Origin of the sequence: Lysobacter silvisoli (assembly GCF_003382365.1) — a bacterium.
Classification (GTDB): domain Bacteria; phylum Pseudomonadota; class Gammaproteobacteria; order Xanthomonadales; family Xanthomonadaceae; genus Lysobacter; species Lysobacter silvisoli.
In genome coordinates this window covers 1,963,645-1,978,314 of sequence record NZ_QTSU01000001.1, presented here as the reverse complement: position 1 = coordinate 1,978,314, position 14,670 = coordinate 1,963,645, and the positions used below count along the sequence as shown (strand labels likewise).

The 14,670-nt window shown below is 69.6% G+C and carries 20 protein-coding genes; 16 read left to right on the top strand and 4 right to left on the bottom strand.

Annotation, left to right across the window (positions count from 1 at the left end):
• The first annotated feature begins 2 nt into the window (after positions 1–2).
• From kdsA to DX914_RS08715, 9 genes are all read left to right on the top strand, one after another.
• On the top strand, positions 3–836 hold the full coding sequence (kdsA, locus tag DX914_RS08755; RefSeq protein ID WP_115858601.1) for a 3-deoxy-8-phosphooctulonate synthase: 834 nt from the start codon (positions 3–5) through the stop codon (positions 834–836).
• Between the two features lie 59 nt (positions 837–895).
• Complete coding sequence (locus DX914_RS08750; protein WP_147300635.1) at positions 896–1,435, top strand: hypothetical protein; 540 nt, start codon at positions 896–898, stop codon at positions 1,433–1,435.
• 70 nt (positions 1,436–1,505) lie between these two features.
• A complete protein-coding gene (gene eno / locus DX914_RS08745) occupies positions 1,506–2,792 on the top strand; it encodes a phosphopyruvate hydratase (RefSeq protein WP_115858599.1) in 1,287 nt (428 codons plus the stop codon).
• A gap of 19 nt (positions 2,793–2,811) precedes the next feature.
• Positions 2,812–3,147 (top strand): cell division protein FtsB, encoded by a 336-nt coding sequence (gene ftsB / locus DX914_RS08740; RefSeq protein ID WP_115858598.1) that lies wholly within the window; start codon positions 2,812–2,814, stop codon positions 3,145–3,147.
• The gene (gene ispD, locus DX914_RS08735; protein WP_115858597.1) at positions 3,144–3,833 is read left to right on the top strand and encodes a 2-C-methyl-D-erythritol 4-phosphate cytidylyltransferase; all 690 of its coding nucleotides are present in this window, start codon (positions 3,144–3,146) and stop codon (positions 3,831–3,833) included. Before ftsB ends, ispD begins: the two co-directional genes overlap by 4 nt.
• 7 nt (positions 3,834–3,840) lie before the next feature.
• Entirely contained in the window at positions 3,841–4,098 is a 258-nt protein-coding gene (locus tag DX914_RS08730; RefSeq protein ID WP_115858596.1) for a hypothetical protein, read from the top strand.
• Between the two features lie 64 nt (positions 4,099–4,162).
• Complete coding sequence (ispF, locus tag DX914_RS08725; RefSeq protein ID WP_115858595.1) at positions 4,163–4,636, top strand: 2-C-methyl-D-erythritol 2,4-cyclodiphosphate synthase; 474 nt, start codon at positions 4,163–4,165, stop codon at positions 4,634–4,636.
• On the top strand, positions 4,633–5,697 hold the full coding sequence (gene truD, locus DX914_RS08720; RefSeq protein ID WP_115858594.1) for a tRNA pseudouridine(13) synthase TruD: 1,065 nt from the start codon (positions 4,633–4,635) through the stop codon (positions 5,695–5,697). Before ispF ends, truD begins: the two co-directional genes overlap by 4 nt.
• A 109-nt stretch (positions 5,698–5,806) precedes the next feature.
• Complete coding sequence (locus tag DX914_RS08715; protein ID WP_115858593.1) at positions 5,807–6,034, top strand: hypothetical protein; 228 nt, start codon at positions 5,807–5,809, stop codon at positions 6,032–6,034.
• Positions 6,035–6,059: 25 nt separating this feature from the next.
• Here the strand turns inward: DX914_RS08715 and DX914_RS08710 are convergent, their stop codons facing one another.
• Complete coding sequence (locus tag DX914_RS08710) at positions 6,060–6,635, bottom strand: Smr/MutS family protein (protein WP_115858592.1); 576 nt, start codon at positions 6,633–6,635, stop codon at positions 6,060–6,062.
• Positions 6,636–7,009: 374 nt separating this feature from the next.
• Here DX914_RS08710 and surE point away from each other — a divergent pair, with 374 nt between their 5' ends.
• From surE to DX914_RS08690, 4 genes are read left to right on the top strand one after another with little or no spacing between them, the layout of a single operon-like run.
• On the top strand, positions 7,010–7,789 hold the full coding sequence (surE, locus tag DX914_RS08705; RefSeq protein WP_115858591.1) for a 5'/3'-nucleotidase SurE: 780 nt from the start codon (positions 7,010–7,012) through the stop codon (positions 7,787–7,789).
• Positions 7,786–8,466 (top strand): protein-L-isoaspartate(D-aspartate) O-methyltransferase, encoded by a 681-nt coding sequence (locus DX914_RS08700; RefSeq protein ID WP_115858590.1) that lies wholly within the window; start codon positions 7,786–7,788, stop codon positions 8,464–8,466. The genes surE and DX914_RS08700 overlap by 4 nt, the downstream gene beginning before the upstream one ends.
• A 25-nt stretch (positions 8,467–8,491) precedes the next feature.
• Complete coding sequence (locus tag DX914_RS08695) at positions 8,492–9,109, top strand: YqaA family protein (RefSeq protein ID WP_115858589.1); 618 nt, start codon at positions 8,492–8,494, stop codon at positions 9,107–9,109.
• A complete protein-coding gene (locus tag DX914_RS08690; RefSeq protein ID WP_425480658.1) occupies positions 9,106–9,933 on the top strand; it encodes a peptidoglycan DD-metalloendopeptidase family protein in 828 nt (275 codons plus the stop codon). The genes DX914_RS08695 and DX914_RS08690 overlap by 4 nt, the downstream gene beginning before the upstream one ends.
• Before the next feature lie 18 nt (positions 9,934–9,951).
• On the opposite strand, the gene DX914_RS08685 is transcribed toward DX914_RS08690, so the two are convergent.
• From DX914_RS08685 to yhbY, 3 genes are all read right to left on the bottom strand, one after another.
• On the bottom strand, positions 9,952–10,488 hold the full coding sequence (locus DX914_RS08685) for a hypothetical protein (protein ID WP_115858588.1): 537 nt from the start codon (positions 10,486–10,488) through the stop codon (positions 9,952–9,954).
• 121 nt (positions 10,489–10,609) lie between these two features.
• A complete protein-coding gene (locus DX914_RS08680) occupies positions 10,610–10,984 on the bottom strand; it encodes an Mth938-like domain-containing protein (RefSeq protein WP_115858587.1) in 375 nt (124 codons plus the stop codon).
• A gap of 137 nt (positions 10,985–11,121) precedes the next feature.
• Complete coding sequence (yhbY, locus tag DX914_RS08675; RefSeq protein ID WP_115858586.1) at positions 11,122–11,427, bottom strand: ribosome assembly RNA-binding protein YhbY; 306 nt, start codon at positions 11,425–11,427, stop codon at positions 11,122–11,124.
• Positions 11,428–11,510: 83 nt separating this feature from the next.
• On the opposite strand from yhbY, the gene rlmE reads away from it, so the two are divergent.
• The 3 genes from rlmE to DX914_RS08660 all read left to right on the top strand — a co-directional run bounded on the left by rlmE (position 11,511) and on the right by DX914_RS08660 (position 14,641).
• On the top strand, positions 11,511–12,143 hold the full coding sequence (gene rlmE / locus DX914_RS08670) for a 23S rRNA (uridine(2552)-2'-O)-methyltransferase RlmE (protein ID WP_115858585.1): 633 nt from the start codon (positions 11,511–11,513) through the stop codon (positions 12,141–12,143).
• A gap of 92 nt (positions 12,144–12,235) precedes the next feature.
• Entirely contained in the window at positions 12,236–14,131 is a 1,896-nt protein-coding gene (gene ftsH, locus DX914_RS08665; protein ID WP_115858584.1) for an ATP-dependent zinc metalloprotease FtsH, read from the top strand.
• A 90-nt stretch (positions 14,132–14,221) separates the two neighbouring features.
• Entirely contained in the window at positions 14,222–14,641 is a 420-nt protein-coding gene (locus DX914_RS08660) for a Cif family virulence factor (RefSeq protein ID WP_115858583.1), read from the top strand.
• Positions 14,642–14,670: the final 29 nt, after the last annotated feature.

Sequence of the window (14,670 nt, the reverse complement as noted above, 5' to 3'; positions counted from 1 at the left end):
CCATGAACCTGTGCGGATTCGAAGTCGGCCTGGACCGGCCGTTCTTCCTGATCGCCGGCCCCTGCGTGATCGAGTCGATGCAGCTGCAGCTCGACGTGGCCGGCCAGCTCAAGGAAATCACCTCGGGCCTGGGCATTCCCTTCATCTTCAAGTCCAGCTTCGACAAGGCCAATCGCACCTCGGCGACGAGCTTCCGCGGCCCGGGCATGGAGGAGGGCCTGAAGGTGCTGGCCGAGGTCAAGCGCCAGATCGGCGTGCCGGTGCTCACCGACGTGCACGAGTACACGCCGATGGCCGAAGTCGCCTCGGTGGTGGACGTGCTGCAGACGCCGGCCTTCCTGTGCCGGCAGACCGACTTCATCCAGAACGTGGCGCGCGCCGGCAAGCCGGTGAACATCAAGAAGGGCCAGTTCCTCTCGCCCTGGGAGATGAAGCACGTCACCGCCAAGGCCAAGGCCACCGGCAACGAGCAGATCATGGCCTGCGAGCGCGGCGCCAGCTTCGGCTACAACAACCTGGTCAGCGACATGCGCTCGCTGAGCGTGATGCGCGACACCGGCTGCCCGGTGGTGTTCGACGCCACCCATTCGGTGCAGCTGCCCGGCGGCATGGACGGCAAGTCCGGCGGCCAGCGCGAGTTCGTGCCGGTGTTGGCGCGCGCGGCGATGGCGGTGGGCATTTCCGGCATCTTCATGGAAACCCATCCCAAGCCCGAAGAGGCGCTGTCGGACGGCCCCAACGCGGTGCCGCTGCCGAAGATGCGCGCGCTGCTGGAAACGCTGGTCGAACTGGACCGGATCACCAAGAAGAACGGCTTCCTGGAGAGTTCGTTCTGATGGAGGCGGGCGGACGACGAAGCGGCCGCGGGCTGTGCGCCTTGGCGCTGGCCGCGGCCATGCCGTTCGCCGTCGCCGCGCCGCCGGAACCGCTGCCGGTGCCGCCCGATCCGTTGCCGGTGGATGTGATGGGACCTCCACCCGCACCGCCTGCGCCGCCGGCCAATACCGACGTGGCCGCCCTGGGCGACTTCGAGCTGTACGTCTTCCTGGGCGTGCGCAGCCACCAGCTGTACGAATGCCTGCGCCCCTACATGGAGCGCAGCGGCGGCATCGGCCCCATGGCCGCGCGCCTGCAGGCCGCCGGCCGCTATCCGGCCCTGGCCGAGGCCACCGCCGGCGTGCTGGGTTCCTCGCACAGCCTGGTGCGCTCGGCGCGCGAGAGCGGTCAGGGCAGCCCGCGGCAGGCCGCCGGCCTGATCGCGGCGCTCGGCGCCTACGCCAGCGAAACCCCGCCGCAGGGCGACCTGCGCGCGCGCCTGTTGCGCGCCAAGGCGATCTCGATCGCGGCGGTGGAACTGGCCGGGGTCAGCGAGGGCGCCTGCACGGCGTCGCCGGCCCTGCTCCAGGCCATGGCCCGGGTCCGCCCCGAACCCTAACAAAACCGCGAACTTGCGCCGCCGGCGCGAATTTCATTCCATACCCCCACACCGACCCCTTCCTCCGCCCATGACCACGATCAGCAAGATCCACGCCCGCGAAATCCTCGACAGCCGCGGCAACCCGACCCTGGAAGCCGAAGTCACCCTCGCCGACGGCAGCTTCGGCCGCGCCATGGTGCCCTCGGGCGCGTCCACCGGCAGCAAGGAAGCCGTGGAACTGCGCGACGGCGACAAGACCCGCTACCTGGGCAAGGGCGTGCGCAAGGCGGTCGAGCACGTCAACGGCGCCATCGCCCAGGCCCTGACCGGCTTCGACGCCGCCGACCAGGCCGGCCTGGACCGCCGCCTGATCGACCTGGACGGCACCGAGAACAAGGGCCGCCTGGGCGCCAACGCGCTGCTGGGCGTGTCGATGGCCAACGCCCACGCGGTGGCTGCGTCGAAGAAACTTCCGCTGTGGAAGTACCTGGCCGGCGACCGCGCCGCGGTGCTGCCGGTGCCGATGATGAACATCATCAACGGCGGCGCCCACGCCGATAACAACGTCGACCTGCAGGAATTCATGATCCTGCCGGTGGGCGTGCCCAACTTCGCCGAGGCGCTGCGCGCCGGCGCCGAGGTCTTCCATGCGCTCAAGTCCGTGCTCAAGGGCCGCGGCCTGAGCACCGCGGTCGGCGACGAGGGCGGCTTCGCTCCCGACCTGCGCAGCAACGAGGAAGCGCTGGAAACCATTCTGGAAGCCATCGGCAAGGCCGGCTACAAGGCCGGCGAGGACATCCTGCTGGGCCTGGACGTGGCCTCCACCGAATTCTTCGACAACGGCAAGTACCACCTGGTGGGCGAGGGCAAGCGCCTGACCAGCGAGCAGTTCGTCGACTTCCTGGCCAACTGGGCCGCGCAGTACCCGATCGTGACCATCGAAGACGGCATGTCCGAGGACGATTGGAGCGGCTGGAAGCTGCTGACCGAGAAGATCGGCCACAAGGTGCAGCTGGTCGGCGACGACCTGTTCGTGACCAATCCCAAGATCTTCAAGGAAGGCATCGACCAGCGCGTGGCCAACGCCATCCTGATCAAGGTCAACCAGATCGGCACCCTGACCGAAACCCTGGAAGCCATCGCCATGGCCGACGCGGCCCAGTACGCGGCGGTGGTCTCGCACCGTTCCGGCGAGACCGAGGACACCACCATCGCCGACATCGCCGTGGCCACCACCGCCACCCAGATCAAGACCGGCTCGCTGTGCCGCAGCGATCGCGTGGCCAAGTACAACCAGCTGCTGCGCATCGAGGAACAGCTCGGCGCCGCGGCGCGCTACGCCGGCCGCGACGCGTTCGTGTCGCTGAAGCGCTGATCGGGCAGGGGCGGCGAGCATGCGCTGGCAGCGGTTGCTGGTGTTGGCCCTGGCGGGCCTGCTCGTCGTCCTGCAGTACCGCTTGTGGTGGGGCCAGGGCGGCACCCGTTCGGTGGCCTCGCTGGAACATCAGGTGCAGCAGCAGACCCGCGACAACGGCGGGCTGCGCCAGCGCAACGCCGCGCTCAAGGCCGAAGTCGAGGACCTCAAGTCCGGCGAGGCCGCGGTGGAGGAGCGCGCGCGCAGCGAGCTGGGCATGATCAAGCCCGGCGAGACCTTCTACCGCGTGGTCGAGCCCGAATCCCCGGCGCACGCCCAGGGCGAGGCCGCCGACCCGGCCGCACAGGCGCCATGAGCGCCGCGGTCTGGGCGGTGATGCCCGCCGCCGGCCGCGGTACCCGCTTCGGCGGGCCCATGCCCAAGCAATACCTGCAGGCGGCCGGCAAGCCGCTGATCGCGCACGCGCTGGACGCGTTGCTCGCGCACCCGCGCGTGGCCGGGGCGATGGTGGCGCTGGCCGCAGACGATGCGCTGTGGCCGGGCTGGAGCGAGCGTCAGGGCAAGCCGGTGCTGCGCTGCGCCGGCGGCGGCGAACGCGCCGACTCGGTGCTGGCCGCGCTGCGCGCGCTACCCGCATCGGTGGCCGACGATGATCTGGTGCTGGTGCACGATGCCGCGCGTCCGAACCTGCGCGGCGCCGACCTGGACGCGCTGATCGCCGCGGCCGAAGCCGAAGCGGACGGCGCCATCCTCGGCGCGCCCGTGCGCGACACGCTCAAGCGCGCCGGCGACGGCCGCATCCTCAGCACCGAGCCGCGCGACGGCCTGTGGCGCGCGTTCACCCCGCAGGCCTTCCGCCGCGGCGCGCTCACCGCCGCGCTGCGCGACGCCGCGGTCGCCGGCCTGATGGTGACCGACGAAGCCTCGGCGATGGAATACGCGGGATTCCATCCGCGGCTGGTCGAAGGGCGCGAGGACAATCTGAAGGTGACTACGCCGGCGGATTTGGCGCTGGTCGAATATCTGTTGGGCCTGCGCTGAGCGGCCGATGCTGAGATTCGTCCTGCGCGTGCTGGGCCCGCTAGCCACGCTGCTGGGTGGGCTTGGCGCGCTGATGACAGTGATCGGAATGCTCGATCCCGTGTCCGTGCAGCTGTCCAACGATGCCGATCCGTTCGGCGAGCCGCCGACTCTGGTCGCATCCCTAGGACATCTGGCGCTGTGGAGCGCGATCCTGGCCTTCGGTTTGTGGTTGTTGCTACGGCCGCGCGGCAAACGGCACGACACTGATCGAGCCGCCCCGTAGTCGGCCGCATCGGCGCGCCGAACCCGTCATAATTCCCGCGATTCCGCAACTTCCGGATTTCTCCATGCGCATCGGCCAAGGCTACGACGTCCACGCGTTCGGCGACGGCGACCACGTGATGCTGGGCGGCGTACGCGTGCCGCACGAGCGCGGCGTGCTCGCCCATTCCGACGGCGACGTGGTCCTGCACGCGCTGTGCGACGCCATGCTGGGCGCGCTGGCGCTGGGCGACATCGGCCGGCACTTTCCGCCCAGCGACGAGCGCTGGCGCGGCGCCGACAGCCGCCGCTTCCTGCGCCATTGCAACGAACTGATCGCGCAGCGCGGTTATCGCGTCGGCAACGCCGACGTGACCGTGGTCTGCGAGCGGCCCAAGGTCGGCCCGCACGCGCAGGCCATGCGCGAGGCCATCGCCGCCGACCTGGGCATCGATCTGGACGCGGTCAGCGTCAAGGCCACCACCAGCGAAAAGCTCGGCTTCACCGGCCGCGGCGAGGGCATTGCCGCGACCGCGATCTGCCTGCTGGTGCCGTTGTGAGCGGCACCGATCCGCTGCCGCGCGCGCATGGCGCGCCGGTGCTGCGCGCACGCATGCGCAGCGCGCCGGAGGATTTCGTGGTCGAGGAACTGCCCGGCTTCGAGCCCAGCGGCAGCGGCGAGCACCTGCTGCTGACGGTGGAGAAGCGCGGCATGAACACCGCCTTCGCCGCCAAGCGCATCGCCCAATGGGCGGGCGTGGGCGAGATGGCGATCGGCTACGCCGGCCTCAAGGATCGCCAGGCCCTGACCCGGCAGCGTTTCAGCGTGCATCTGCCCAAGCGGGTGGCGCCGGATCCGGCCACGTTGGACAGCGTGAGCGAGTCGGGCGAATCGCTGCGCGTGCTGGCCAGCACCTGGCACGCCAAGAAGCTGCCGCGCGGCGCCCTGGCCGGCAACCGCTTCGTGCTGACCCTGCGCGAGGCGCAAGGCGAGCGTGCGCAAGTGGAGCAGCGCCTGCAGGCGATCGCCGCGCGCGGCGTGCCCAACTATTTCGGCGAGCAGCGTTTCGGCCGCGACGGCGACAACGTGGCCGCGGCGCTGGCCATGTTCGCCGGCCGCCGCGTGCGCCGCGAGCAGCGCAGCCTGCTGCTGTCCGCCGCGCGCTCGGAGTTGTTCAATCGGGTGCTGGCCGCGCGCGTGGCCGACGGCAACTGGGATCGCGCGCTGCCGGGCGAGGTGTGGATGCTGGACGGCAGCCGCAGCGTGTTCGGTCCGCAGCCCTACGACGACACGCTGGCGGCGCGGCTGGCGGCGTTCGACATTCATCCCAGCGGTCCGTTGTGGGGGCGCGGCCAGTCGCGCGCGCAGGAACAGGCGGCCGAGCTGGAGCAGGCCGCATTGGCCGGCGATGAAGCCGCGGCGCTGCGCGCCGGCCTGGAGCAGGCCGGTTTGAACCAGGAGCGCAGGGCATTGCGCCTGCGCCCGGAAGGGCTGTCGTGGCGTTGGCTGGACGACGCGGAAGGCGCTGTTTTGGAGCTTTCCTTCGCGCTTCCCGCCGGAGCGTACGCCACCGTCGTTATGTCCGAAATCGGCGATATCGCGTCGCTGGTTCGCCCCTGATCGACCGTTCGTCGGAAAGCAACGGAGGGCACTGGTTGCCTGTGAAGGCGGGCGTATAAGCCGGAAGTGTGTCCGGCAATGGGGCCGGCACGCTTAGGGAGACGGGATCATGAACGCGTCCTTGCGCCTTGTCGTTCTTTCGCTTTCGATCGTCGGCCTGGCCGCCTGCGCCGGTCACAGCACCAAGAGCACCTACGTACCGCCGCCGCGCGAGCCGTCGATCATGGACAACGACGAGGCCTACATCGCCCAGGTCGAGCGCATCGCGCGCCGCCGCGGCATCGACGTGACCTGGGTCAACGTGCCGCGCAAGCCGCTGGCCAAGCACAGCGACTGAGCCGCGCCGTAACGGCCGACCTGAGCTAGCGCCGCCGTAGCGGCGGCGCCAGCAATACCAGCACCGCCCCGGTGCCGCCCTGCGTGGGCGGAGCGGAGTGGAAGGCGAGAATGTCGCTGCGTTGCCGCAGCAGGCGGTCGACCAGGTTCTTCAGCACCGGCAGCCCGCGGCTGTCGACGTAGTCCGCGCCGCCACGGCCCTTGCCGTGGATGATGCGCACGCATCCCAGCCCGTGCTCGCGCGCGTCGCGCAGGAAGGCGCGCAGCAGCGCCTCGGCTTCGCGCACGTCGCTGCCGTGCAGGTCCAATTCCTCCTGCGCCGAAATCTCGCCGCGGCGCAGGCGCCGGAACGTGGGCAGCGGCAGTTCCTCGCGGCGATAGGACAGGGCGTCGCCGGCCTCCAGCTCGCCGCTGCCGGCCAGGCTGACGTCCAGGGCATGGCGGAAGTCGTCGCGCGCCTGCTCCTCGTCGCGCTCGGCCATGCGCGCGCGCGGCTTAGGCTTGGGCGCGGCCGGCGGCGGTGCGTTGTCCGGCAACGGCCGCACCGGCCCCACCGCGGAGCGGAACAGGGCGGCATCGTCGTCGTCGCGTTCGTCGGCCATGCGCCGATGGTAGCCGGTCGGACGGCATGCCTTGGGGTAGGAGCGGCGTGAGCCGCGACCGCGGAATCACGCCGCCGGCGAAAGTTCCGTCGTGGTCGCGGTGTCGCGGTCGCGGCTTACGCCGCTCCTACCCCAAAAAGCGCGACGCAGGCCCATCTTTCCGATCCTGGCCGCAATCCGCCCGATCGCGCCTTATCCGCGCACGCCGCGCCGGCCCGCGCGAGCGGGTAACGCCCATCGGCTATCATGGTCCTGCGCGCCGGCTCGCGCGCACCCCCATCCGCATCGCCGCCGCTCCGCAGGGAACGCCGGCCGGCCGGGGCCGTGGCGGGCCGCGCCGTTCCTCTAGGCAGTGCGGTCACGCAAGGGAGTCCATGCGAGTTCTCGTGAGTAACGACGATGGCGTCGATGCCCCCGGCATCCGCGTCCTGGCGCAGACCCTGCGCGAGGCCGGGCACGAAGTGCTGGTGGTGGCTCCCGACCGCGACCGTTCCGGCGCGAGCAATTCGCTGACCCTGGACGCGCCGGTGCGCGTGACCCAGGTCGACGCGCAGACCTGGCGCGTCTACGGCACCCCCACCGACTGCGTGCACGTGGCCATCACCGGCATGCTCGAGGTCGAGCCCGACCTGGTGGTGTCCGGCATCAACAACACCGCCAACCTCGGCGACGACGTGATCTATTCCGGCACCGTGGCCGCGGCGATGGAAGGCCGCTTCCTGGGCCTGCCGGCGGTGGCGATGTCGCTGCAGACCGTGGACCACGACGGCAAGCATTACGAAACCGCGGCCCGCGCCGCGGTTGAAATCATCGCCCGGCTGCGCACCGACCCGCTGCCGGCCGACACCATCCTCAACGTCAACGTGCCCGACCTGCCCTGGAGTGAGATCTCCGGCTTCGAGGTGACCCGCCTGGGCAACCGCCACCGCGCCGAAGCCTGCATACCGCAGCGCGACCCGCGCGGCCGCCAGTGGTGGTGGATCGGCGCGGCCGGCCCCGAGCAGGACGCCGGACCCGGCACCGACTTCCATGCGCTGCGCCGCGGCTGCATTTCGATCACCCCGATCCACGTCGACCTGACCCGTTACCAGGCGCTGGAACAGGTCGCCAGCTGGGTCGGCGGACTGGCCGACGCGCTGGAGCGCGGGGCATGAGCGTACGCATGCGCCTGCAACCCGACGCCATCGGTACCGGCCTGACTTCGCAGCGCGTGCGCGACCGCCTGGTCGAGCGCCTGCGCGACAACGGTATCGGCGACGAGCGCGTGCTCAACGCCATCCGCACCGTACCGCGCCATTTGTTCGTGGACGAGGCACTGGCCACGCGCGCCTACGAGGACACCGCGCTGCCGATCGGCCACGGCCAGACCATCTCCCAGCCTTGGGTGGTGGCCAAGATGACCGAGGCCCTGCTCGCCGACGGCGTGCCGGCCAAGGTATTGGAGATCGGCACCGGCTCGGGCTACCAGGCCGCGATATTGGCCGCGCTGGGCCTGGAAGTGCATACCGTCGAGCGCATCGGCGAGCTGCTGCGGGTGGCGCGCAAGCGCTTCCGCCAACTCGGTTTGAACGTGCGCAGCAAGCACGACGACGGCCGCATCGGCTGGCCCGAGAACGGCCCCTTCGACGCCATCATCGTCACCGCTGCCGCGCCGGCTCTGGTCGATGCGCTGACCGCGCAGCTGGCCCCGGGCGGCACCCTGATCGCGCCGGTCGGCGGCGCTTCGTCGCAGTCGCTGCTGAAGCTGCGCAAGGACGCCGAAGGCAACGTCAGCCAAACCACGCTGGCGCCGGTGGTGTTCGTGCCGCTGCTGTCGGGCATGATCGATTGAACGCCGCGCGCGCAGGGAACCCGTTGTGAAGATTTTCGGCCCGCTCTACGAGCGCACCATGACCTGGGCCGCGCACCCGCGCGCGCCCACCTATTTGACCGTGCTCAGCTTCGTCGAGGCCATCATCTTCCCGGTGATGCCCGAGGTGATGCTGGCGCCGATGTGCGTGGCCCAGCCCAAGCGCGGGTTCTGGTTCGCCACCCTGAGCCTGGCCGGCTCCATGCTCGGCGCCCTGGTCGGCTACGCGCTGGGCCATTACGCGTTCGAGGCCCTGAAGCCGGTGTTCGCGGCCATGGGCATGCTGCCGGCGATCGAATCGGGCATCGCCACGGTCCAGGCCAAGATGGCCGAATCGCCGTGGGCGGTGTTCACCTTCCTGGTGCTGGGCGGCTTCATGCCGATTCCGATGAAGGTGTTCACCTGGGCGTCGGGCATCGTCGGCGTGCCCATGCTGCAATACGTGCTGAGCATGCTGATCGGCCGCGGCAAGCGGGTCTACCTGCTGGCGCTTGCGATCCGCATCGGCGGCCCGCGCGCCGAGGCGGCATTGCGCCGCTACATCGAGCCGGTGGGCTGGATCGCCACCGCGATCGTGGTGGTGGGATTGGGCTGGCTGTGGTGGCACGCCAAATCGGGAGCATGAGCGCGCGCATGACCAAGACCGCAAGGACCCGCACTTTCGCCTGCATCGCCGTCGCGGCCGCGCTGTCGCTGGCGGCCTGTTCCAGCACCGTGATCCGCGAGCCCGCGCGTGGCGGCAGCCGCCCGGCTCCGGTGCGCGTGTCCACGCCCAAGTATGGTGCCACCGCCGCGGTGCAGCGCGGCGACACGCTCTACGGCATCGCCTTCCGCAACGGCATCGACGCGCGCGACCTGGCCGCGTGGAACGGCATCGCCCCGCCTTACACCATCTATCCCGGGCAGCGCTTGAAGCTCTACCCCGGCAGCGGTCGCGGCAGCGCGCCGCGCCCGTCCGCGCCGCCGGTGGCGGGCACGCCCACCCGGCCGTCGACCGGCACCACGCCGACCGTGCCGCGCCCGCCGGTGGTCGCCCCGCCGCGCCCCACGCCGCCGCCGGCCGCGCCGGTCAGCAGCGGGATCAACTGGCGCTGGCCCGCCGATGGCGGCCTGCTCAGCCGCTATTCCTCGGGCGACCCGACCAAGCAGGGTATCGACATCGCCGGCAGCAGCGGCGCGCCCGTGCGCGCGGCCGCGGACGGCGTGGTGGTGTACTCCGGCTCCGGCCTGGTCGGCTACGGCGAACTGATCATCATCAAGCACAACGACGCCTGGCTCTCGGCCTACGGCCACAACCGCAGCCGCCTGGTCAACGAAGGCCAACTGGTGAAGGGCGGCCAGCAGATCGCCGAAATGGGCCGCAGCGGCGCGGCTCGGGAAATGCTGCACTTCGAGGTGCGCTACAACGGCAAGCCGGTGGATCCGCTGCTGTATTTGCCTAAGAAGTAACGCGCTGGCCCCAGCGCGTCAGGCTCGACTCGACACCGCCGCGAACTCGTAGCTGCCGTCGATGAGATCGAGCAACAGCCCGCTTTTCGGCGCATACGCGATGCGAACGCGATCGCCTTGGGCGATGGCCTCGTAGCAGTCTTGGGGAATCGGGAAGTCCATCAGCGTGTCCGGATCGCCGTCGATGGCGACGTAGACGCGGTAGCCGACCGCGCCGCTCTCGCTGTCCTCGGTCTGGGTCCGGTCGTGTATCCGTCCCTCACGCCAGCGTTTGACGCCCTGTTCCAGATCCGCGCGCAGCGCGGTCTGCTCGCCGTGCAGGTGCAGCGCGAACAACAGCATGATCAAGGCCATCACGCCGAAGCCGAAGATGGACCAGAACCCATGCAGCTCGGGCGAGGCGACCACCATGCCGATACACACGGCCACTGCGATCAAACCGTCGGCCAGCTGCAGGATCGGCGGCGTCGATGAGAGCCGGGTGCGCAGATAGCTGCGCTCGCGCGCATCCAGCGTCGTATGCCCGGCATCGTCGTCGATGCGGTTCGCGCTCATGGCGTGGGGCTAGGCTCCGATCAGCGGCGAGGCGGCGCGCCTGTGGCCGCATGGTGGCACACCGAACTTCAGGCGGCGATCACGGCCGCGATCGCTGCTGCCGACGGCCCAGGCCGCGAACTCACCCCGGCAGCACGAATCCGGCGACCACGCGCCGGCCTTCGCCGGCCAGTACGTTGAAGGTGCGGGCGGCGGCGGCGTTGGTCATCGATTCCAGGCCCACGCCGCGGGCCAGGCAGGCGGCCAGGGTGGCGGCGGGCGGGAAGGCCTGCTGGCCGCCGCAGCCCAGCACGATCAGCTCCGGCTCCAGCGCCAGCAGCGGCGCCAGGTCGTCCAGGCTCAGGCTGCGCACGTCGCGCACGCCCCAGCCTTCGACCAGGGTGTCGGGCGAGAGCACGAAACTGGCTTCCAGGCGGCGGTCGTTGACCAAGGCAGCCTGGCCGTCGGCGCCGCGCAGGAAATAGGCGTGATCGGGGTTTTCCAGCGTCAGTTGCATTGGCCTTTGCTCGTCGTCCCCGCGCAGGCGGGGATCCAAAACCTTCAGCGTCATGCCTCGATGGAGCCCTGGATCCCCGCGTTCGCGGGGATGGGTGACGGGACGGGGCGGGCTATCGCCGCCGCCAGATCCCCGGCTCAGTTGCGCGGCAGCACGATCTGGCGCTTGTCCTTGCTCTGCCGGTACAGCACGGCGGTGTGGCCGATGCGCTGGACCAGGGCGGCGCCGGTGCGGTCGGCGAGGTCGGAGATCATGGCGTCGCGGGCCTCGCGGTCCTCGGCGGCCACCTTGACCTTGATCAGCTCGTGGTGCTCCAGGGCCAGGTCGATCTCGGCCACCAGCGCGTCGGTCACGCCCTTGCCGCCGACCTGCAGCATCGCCTTCAGGTCGTGCGCCTGCCCCCGCAGGAAACGGGTCTGGGCGGAGGTCAGCAGGGTGGACATTCGGGCACGCGGTCGGGTTCTGAGGGGGCGTCAGGGTATCATGGCCGCCCCTCGCCTCCCCGCCGTACGCCCCCCTTACCGTCATGCCCGCCCGCAGCAAGAGCAGCCACCGCTGGCTCAAAGAGCACTTTTCGGACCCCTTCGTGAAGAAGGCCAAGGCCGAAGGGATGCGCTCGCGCGCGGCCTACAAGCTGGAGGAACTGGTCGAGCGCGACCGTCTGCTCAAGCCGGGCATGGTCGTGGTGGACCTGGGCGCGGCCCCGGGCGGCTGGTCGCAGTGGGTCCGCCAGGCCCTGGGCGATAAGGGCCGGGTCATCGCCCTGGACATCCTGGAGATGCCCAGCCTGGCCGGGGTGGAGTTCCTTCATGGCGATTTCAGGGACGATGCGGTCCTATCCAGGCTGGAAGCGAGCCTGGGCGGACAAACGGTGGACCTTGTGCTGTCCGACATGGCCCCCAATATGAGCGGTGTGGATGCGGTGGACCTGCCGCGGGCGATGCACCTGTCGGAACTGGCGATGGATTTCGCCGACCGCCATTTGCGCGTCGACGGCACGTTCCTGATCAAGCTGTTCCAGGGCGTGGGTTTCGACGAGTACGTGCGCGAGCTGCGCCGCCGTTACGCCAAGGTCTCGATCCGCAAACCCGCGGCCTCGCGCAAGCGTTCGACGGAAGTCTATGCGTTGGCACAGGGCAAGCGGGCGCAAATTAAGTAAGGTGCGGAGACCGGGTTCTCCGGTATTCCGCGTCAGGGCGCACTGGGCGCCAGCGGCAAACGTGCCCCCCACGGGCAGCAGGCAGGAATTGAATGAACGACTTGGCCAAGAATCTGTTGCTCTGGGTGATCGTCGCCGTCGTCTTGATGATGGTGTTCAAGGCGTTCGGCCCGCCCGCGGTCGGCAGCGAAGCGCTGGCGTACGACCAGTTCGTGCAGCAGGTGCAGGGCGACCGCATCAAGCAGGTCAACATTTCCGAGGATCGCACCACGATCAACGGCGAGCGCAAGGACGGCAGCAAGTTCGTCACCTACGCGCCGGCCGACAAGGATCTGGTCAACGATCTGATCAACCATAAGGTCGCGATCGAGCAGGCGCCGCCGCAGAGCGGTCCGTCGCTGTTCATGATCCTGATCAACGTGCTGCCCTGGCTGCTGTTCATCGGCATCTGGGTCTACTTCATGCGCCAGATGCAGCAGGGCGGCAGCAAGGGCGCGATGAGCTTCGGCCGTTCGCGCGCCAAGCTGCAGGGCGAGGACCAGGTCAAGGTGACCCTGGCCGACGTGGCCGGCTGCGACGAGGCCAAGGAAGAGGTGGGCGAGCTGGTCGAGTTCCTGCGCGACCCGTCCAAGTTCCAGAAGCTGGGCGGCAAGATCCCGCGCGGCGTGCTGATGGTGGGCCCGCCGGGTACCGGTAAGACCCTGCTGGCGCGCGCCATCGCCGGCGAGGCCAAGGTCCCGTTCTTCTCGATCTCCGGTTCCGACTTCGTCGAGATGTTCGTCGGCGTCGGCGCCAGCCGCGTGCGCGACATGTTCGAGCAGGCCAAGAAGCACGCGCCCTGCATCATCTTCATCGACGAAATCGACGCGGTCGGCCGCCATCGCGGCGCCGGCCTGGGCGGCGGCCACGACGAGCGCGAGCAGACCCTGAACCAGCTGCTGGTCGAGATGGACGGTTTCGAAGGCGGCGAAGGCGTGATCGTGATCGCCGCGACCAACCGCCCCGACGTGCTCGATCCGGCGCTGCTGCGCCCGGGCCGTTTCGACCGCCAGGTGGTGGTGGGCCTGCCCGACGTGAAGGGCCGCGAGCAGATCCTGCGCGTGCACATGCGCAAGCTGCCGCTGGCCGACGACGTGGTGCCCATGACCATCGCCCGCGGTACTCCGGGTTTCTCCGGCGCCGATCTGGCCAACCTGTGCAACGAGGCGGCGCTGTTCGCCGCGCGCGAGAACGGCAAGGAAGTGCGCATGGAGCACTTCGACAAGGCCCGCGACAAGATCATGATGGGCACCGAAAACCGTTCCATGGCGATGAGCGAAGAGGAAAAGCGCAACACCGCTTACCACGAAGCCGGCCATGCGATCGTCGGCCGCCTGGTGCCCGACCACGACCCGGTCTACAAGGTCACCATCATCCCGCGCGGCCGCGCGCTGGGCGTGACCATGTACCTGCCCGAGGGCGATCGCTACAGTTACAACAAGATCAACATCGAAAGCCGTCTGTGCTCGCTGTACGGCGGCCGCGTCGCCGAGGAGCTGATCTTCGGCGCGGACATGGTCACCACCGGCGCGTCCAACGACATCGAGCGTGCGACCAAGATGGCCCGCAACATGGTCACCAAGTGGGGCCTGTCCGAGCTGGGTCCGATCACCTACGGCGAAGAAGAGGACGAAGTCTTCCTCGGCCGCTCGGTGACCCAGCACAAGAACGTGTCCGACGAGACCGCGCGCAAGATCGACGAGGTGGTGCGCAGCATTCTCGACAGCGCCTACGCGCGCACCACCGAGATCCTCAAGGCCAACCGGGACAAGCTGGAAGTGATGGCCCAGGCCCTGCTGCAGTACGAGACCATCGACGCAGGCCAGATCGACGAGATCATGGAAGGGCGCGTGCCGGGTCCGCCGGCGGATTGGGTCAAGTCCGGCCGGACCAGCAAGGACGACAAGGGCCGTCCAGGCGCGATCGGCGGTCCCGCGGCGCAGACCTGAGCTTGACGCGGCGATTGCTATAGAAGAAGGCGGCTACGGCCGCCTTTTTCGTTTCCGCCGGCGGCCGCTGTGAACCGCCGGAGGTGCCGCATGCGCAAGATCGAGGAGTTCTTCGCCCGCTACGAGCAGGGCGCCAACAATTTCGACCCGGACCTGGTCGTCTCCCAGTTCAGCGAACAATTCATGGGCGCCGACCCCAACGGCGCGGCCTGCCTGAACAACGATGCCGCCTTCCGTGCCGCGATCCCGCAGCGGCAGGCGTTCTTCCGCGACATCGGCTTCCGCTCCGCGCGCATCCTGGCGATCGAATCGACCGCGTTGGACGAGCGCTACACGCTGGCCAAGGTGCACTGGCGGATGCTGTTCGAGCGGCCGGCGGGCACGCCGCGCCCGTTCGAGTTCACTATCAGCTACGTGCTGTTCGACCCCGGCAGCGGGCCCAAGGTGGTGTTCTACATTTCCCACGAAGACGAGCGCCAGACCATGCGCGAGGGCGGGCTGATCCCCTGACCCCGTCGGGCGCGCGCCGGCGGCCGCTG